The 4,980-nt window shown below is 33.5% G+C and carries 4 protein-coding genes; all 4 read left to right on the plus strand.

Going from position 1 to position 4,980, the window contains the following annotated elements; all coding sequences use genetic code 11:
* A partial coding sequence (locus tag QZZ48_RS13965; RefSeq protein WP_294966869.1) for a TolC family protein occupies positions 1–916 on the plus strand: 916 nt, incomplete at its 5' end.
* Positions 916–1,662 (plus strand): efflux RND transporter periplasmic adaptor subunit, encoded by a 747-nt coding sequence (locus tag QZZ48_RS13970; protein ID WP_294966870.1) that lies wholly within the window; start codon positions 916–918, stop codon positions 1,660–1,662. The genes QZZ48_RS13965 and QZZ48_RS13970, both read left to right, overlap by 1 nt.
* Positions 1,663–1,671: 9 nt before the next feature.
* Positions 1,672–3,264, plus strand: a complete 1,593-nt coding sequence (locus QZZ48_RS13975; protein ID WP_294966871.1) for an efflux RND transporter permease subunit — start codon at positions 1,672–1,674, stop codon at positions 3,262–3,264.
* On the plus strand, positions 3,264–4,955 hold the full coding sequence (locus QZZ48_RS13980) for an efflux RND transporter permease subunit (RefSeq protein WP_294966872.1): 1,692 nt from the start codon (positions 3,264–3,266) through the stop codon (positions 4,953–4,955). The genes QZZ48_RS13975 and QZZ48_RS13980 overlap by 1 nt, the downstream gene beginning before the upstream one ends.
* Positions 4,956–4,980 lie beyond the last annotated feature (25 nt).

The following is a 4,980-nucleotide window of genomic DNA, read 5'->3' on the forward strand; positions in this document are numbered from 1 at the left end:
GTCTATGACTAAAATAAAAAGACTTGAAAAAAAGCAAGTTATAAATGAAAAAATATACCAAATCAGAAAAAGTTTTTACGACATGGCTCTTCTTCGTAACTCTACAAAAAACCTAAATACTATTCTTACAAATATTAATACCTTAGAAAATACAACAGAGCAGATGATAGAAGTTGGCTATGCAAAAAAAGTTGACCTCTTAGAAGTTCAAGCAAAAAAAGGAAATGTACAAAGGTTAATTCTTCAGATGGAGTCTAACCAAAAACTCCTATACCACTATATAAGCTTCTTACTAAATCAAAAAATACAAAATATTACTACAACCTCTGCTAGCGTTTCTATGGCTATCTTTACAAATGAAGCTGTACTAAAAAACAATATAGATATACAAAGAGCTACAGCTGGGCTTGAAGTTCGTAAAAGTATCGTTAATGTGTCTAAATCTTCTTACTATCCAATGGTTGGGGCTTTTGCAGAACTATCAACTGCTGATGACACATTTCTAGGAGATGCAGATGATCATAAAGCTTACACTGTTGGAGCAAGACTAACTTGGAATATTTTCAATGGCGGAATTGACGGAGCTAAGATTCAAAAATCTCGTATCCAAAGAATCAAAACAAAGACACAAGTAGAGTTAGCAAAAAAAGGGATAGCCCTTAAAGTTGCTAAAATCAGAACTGAGATAGATACTTATAACTCGGAGATAACTTCTTTAGAAAAAGAACTTACTCTTGCAAATGAAATCTATACTAACTACGAAGGTAGATATAGAGAAAAACTATCTTCAATGAGTGATGTAATTATCAAACAATCAGAGCAAATTCAAAAGATATTAGAACTACAAATGGCACAAAATAAAAGAAATGAGCGTATATTCGCCTTAGAAAAATTAGCAAATGGAGAAAACAAATAATGAACAAATTTTTAATACTAATAGCACTTGGAGCTTCACTTATAGCTGAGACTCTTACACTATCTGGAAGTGTTATCTCAGATAACCAAAAGATGATAACAAGCCGTTTTATGGGTTTTGTTACAGCTGTAAATGTAAGTGAAGGTGAAAAAGTCATTAAGAACCAAGTTCTTTACACTATTGACTCAAGAGAGATTGACTCTGCAAAAAGACAATCAGAGTTAAGTCTTCAAATGTATCAAAACCAATACTCAAACATAAAACTAAACCTTGACAGATATAAGAGACTTCTTGCCAAAGATATGGTTTCTAAATATGAGGTAGAAAACCTTGAACTAGCAGCACTTAATCTTCAAGATATGATATCTATTGCCAAAGCAAGACTTCAAGAAGTACTTAACCAATATAGCTACCTAAATATCAAAGCACCAAATGCAGGGGTTGTAGTTGCTAAAAATATTAAAGTCGGAGAGATGGCGATGCCGGGTATGCCAGCTGTCATCTTGTCTGATTTAAGTGATCTTAAAATATCGGCTGAAATCGCTGAGAGCAACTTAAGCCGCATAGAACATGGAACTCCAGTAATTGTAAATATTCCATCTCTAAATATTAAAAGTTCTGGAAATGTTACTGCAATTATCCCTAGCTCAAATCCGATGACTCACACTTTTAAGATAAAAGTTTCATTTAAAAGTGACAACAAATCAGTATATCCTGGTATGTATGCAACTGTAGAAATAAACTAAGGCCTTAATATGACTGAAGTAAAAACTTATGAACCTACTGACTCAGCTGGTAAGTTAGCAAAAGGCTTTCTACGAAATCCTCTTACTATTGTCCTTGGTGTCTCTTTACTTGCCATCGGATATCTTGCCCTTATGGTTATGCCAAGAGAAGAAAACCCTCAAATGGTGGTTAGTGGTTCTACTGTTATAGTTGCCCTTCCTGGAGCTAGTGCAGCTGAGATACAAAAAGTAATCGTTCAACCATTAGAGAGAAAACTAAAAGAAGTTAAGGGTGTTGAGCATATCTACGGAACTGCTATGGATAATGTCGGTATCGTTAATGCAGCCTTTTTTATAGGCGAAGAAAAAGAGGGATCAAATCTAAAAGTATATGACAAGATTATGCAAAACTCTGATATATTTCCCAAAGGGGCAATGAATCCTATCATCAAACCTCTTGATATAGATGTAGATATTCCTGTTGTATCTGTTGCCTTTTACTCAAATAACAAAGAGATGAGTAAGACAGAACTTTATAATAAAGTAAAAAGAATTCAGCATCATGTAAATGGTCTTCATAATGTTGCGGTTACAGAAGTAAAGGGTGGAAACAAAACTCAGTTTAACATAGAAGTGGATCTTCATAAACTTTCAGGTTATAACCTGTCTATGGGTCAGATTGTTCAATCTGTGCAGTCTCTTTCATATAGTGTTCCAGCTGTAAAAAACAGAACTAAAGACAACAAAATTATTATGGTTGGAGTAAAAAATGCAATAGATAGTTCTAAAGACATTGGAAATATTATCGTTGCACAATACATGGGTTCTCCCATCTACCTAAGCCAAGTGGCAAATGTAGCAAAATCTTATGATATTCAAAACTTTAAATCGGTTCAAATTAGTGTTAGAGATGAAGCTGGAAAATTTAAGCCTCTGCAAGATCAAGTTACACTTACTGTATCAAAACTTCAAGGCACAAATGCCGTTGTTATTGCAGATGCAGTAAAAACTGAGTTAGCTTCATATAAAGATTATTTACATGAAAATGGAATAAGTTATGTTATTACAAGAAACGATGGAGAAAGAGCAAATGAAGCTGTAAATGAGCTAGTTTTTCATCTTGTTTTATCTATCGTTATTATCGCTATTTTACTTGTTCTTGTTCTTGGTTGGAGAGAGTCTCTTATAGTTACTTTTACAGTGCCTGCTATTTTAGCTATTACACTTTTTGTTGCTTACTTGACTGGTCAAACTATAAATAGAATCACACTATTTGCATTTCTTTTATCTCTTGGTCTTTTAGTAGATGCCGCGATTATTGTAATTGAAAATATTCATAGACACTATCATGATGAAGATTCAGCTCATTGTAAAGCAGATGATTTAATAGTTCGTGCTACTGATGAGATTGGTCCACCGACAAATATTGCAACTCTAGCAATTATTATGACTATGGTTCCTATGGCATTTGTTGGTCAGATGATGGGTCAGTTTATGAAACCTATCCCTGCTAATGTTCCTGTAGCTCTTGTTGCATCTTTATTTGTTGCATATATATTTACCCCTTACTTAGCAGTTAGAATGTTAAAAAGACCGGATTTTTCTAAAAAAGGAGATCATTAATGTTTAAGAAATTTGAAGATGCTATTTTAGCAAGTATTCAAAGTACTATGCAAAGAAGAATTATTTTAATGATAACTCTTATTGCTTTTATACTCTCAGTTATGATGATTGCTCCTAGTAAGATGGTTTTAGCCAAGATGCTTCCAGGAAAGAACAATGATACTTTTAACATCTATGCAACTCTTGCAAATGGAAGTTCAGTAGAGCAGACAAAAGATGTAACTGACTGTATAGTTGGACATATTCAAAAAGAAGGCGAAGTTATAGATATAGAAGTTTTCTTAGGCATAGGAGCTCCTCTTGATTTTGCTGGACTTATCAAAGGTTCACACTTTAAAAACTCAGAGAACGTTGCTGAGATAGTTTTAAATCTTACAAAAAAACATGATAGAAGCGAGCCTTCATATATGATGGTTCAGCGTATTAGACCTATTATTGTAAAAAACTGTGGATCGCTATATCCAGATACTGCTGTCTCATTTGTTGAACCACCAGCAGGACCTCCTGTTTTAGCAGCTATTGTTGCTGAAGTATACGGAGAAGATGCAAAAGGGATAAGAGAGTTATCAAACAGAGTATCCGATGTATTTAAAAAGACTGAGGGCTTAGTTGATATAGATATTATGCAAGATGAGATTTATGACACCTTTGAAGTTCAGGTAAATAGTACAAAAGTATCTCGTTCAGGTGTAAGTATCAAGCAGTTAAATGACATACTTTACTTAGCATTTGAAGGAATGCAGATATCTGTTAAAAACTCTGATTTTTATAATGATCAGATTCCTATCTATCTATCTCTTTCTCAAGATTCAAAGAGGTTTACTTCTAAAGACATAAGTGCTGTAACAGCAAAACTTTCATCTTTAAAGCTTATGAATCAAAAAGGAATGATGATACCTATTACAGAGTTAGTAAGTATTAATCCTAAAAAGTCAAACCCTCTTATCATGAGTAAAAATCTTCACCAGATGACAAATGTTATGGCTGAAACTGATATGCTTTCTCAGGTTTATCCTCTTATAGATGCTAGAAATATGATTATAGATACATTCTCTGATAAGTATAAGATAGAAAAGATTGGTCTGTTTAACTTAAAACTTACGGACAAGACAACTAAAGATATATATAAAATTATATGGGATGGAGAGATGGAAGTAACACTAGATACTTTTGTTGAATTAGGTGCTGCATTTATAGCTGCTCTTATTCTTATCTTTTTACTAATGGTAATTTATTATAAAAGTTATACTTTAAGTGGAATCATTCTTTTAGGATCTTTTCTTTCTATCATCGGTGTAATTGTAGGTCACTGGATTATGGATATATTTACTGCTGATACTTTCTTCTTAACAGCGACTTCTCTCATAGGATTTATTGCACTAATAGGAATCAGTTCTCGTAACTCACTCTTACTTATAGACTTTACTAAATCACTTATGAATGAAAAAGAAATGCCAAAGGCTCAAGCTATTGCTCACGCTGCTGCAACACGTGCTAAGCCAATCTTTCTGACTGCCGCAGCAATTATCCTTGCATCTACACTTCTTGCAGGTGATGCTGTGTTTGGTGGTCTTGGTGTTGCTCTTATTTTTGGAACAATAGCAGCAGTTATAGCTTCTCTAATTGTAGTACCTGTACTTCTGTTTCAAATAGACTTAGAAAAACATTTTAACTTAAACACTCCTCTTTAACCTTAATCTATACTCACTTTCATGT

Origin of the sequence: Sulfurimonas sp. (genome assembly GCF_016744025.1) — a bacterium.
GTDB lineage: Bacteria > Campylobacterota > Campylobacteria > Campylobacterales > Sulfurimonadaceae > Sulfurimonas.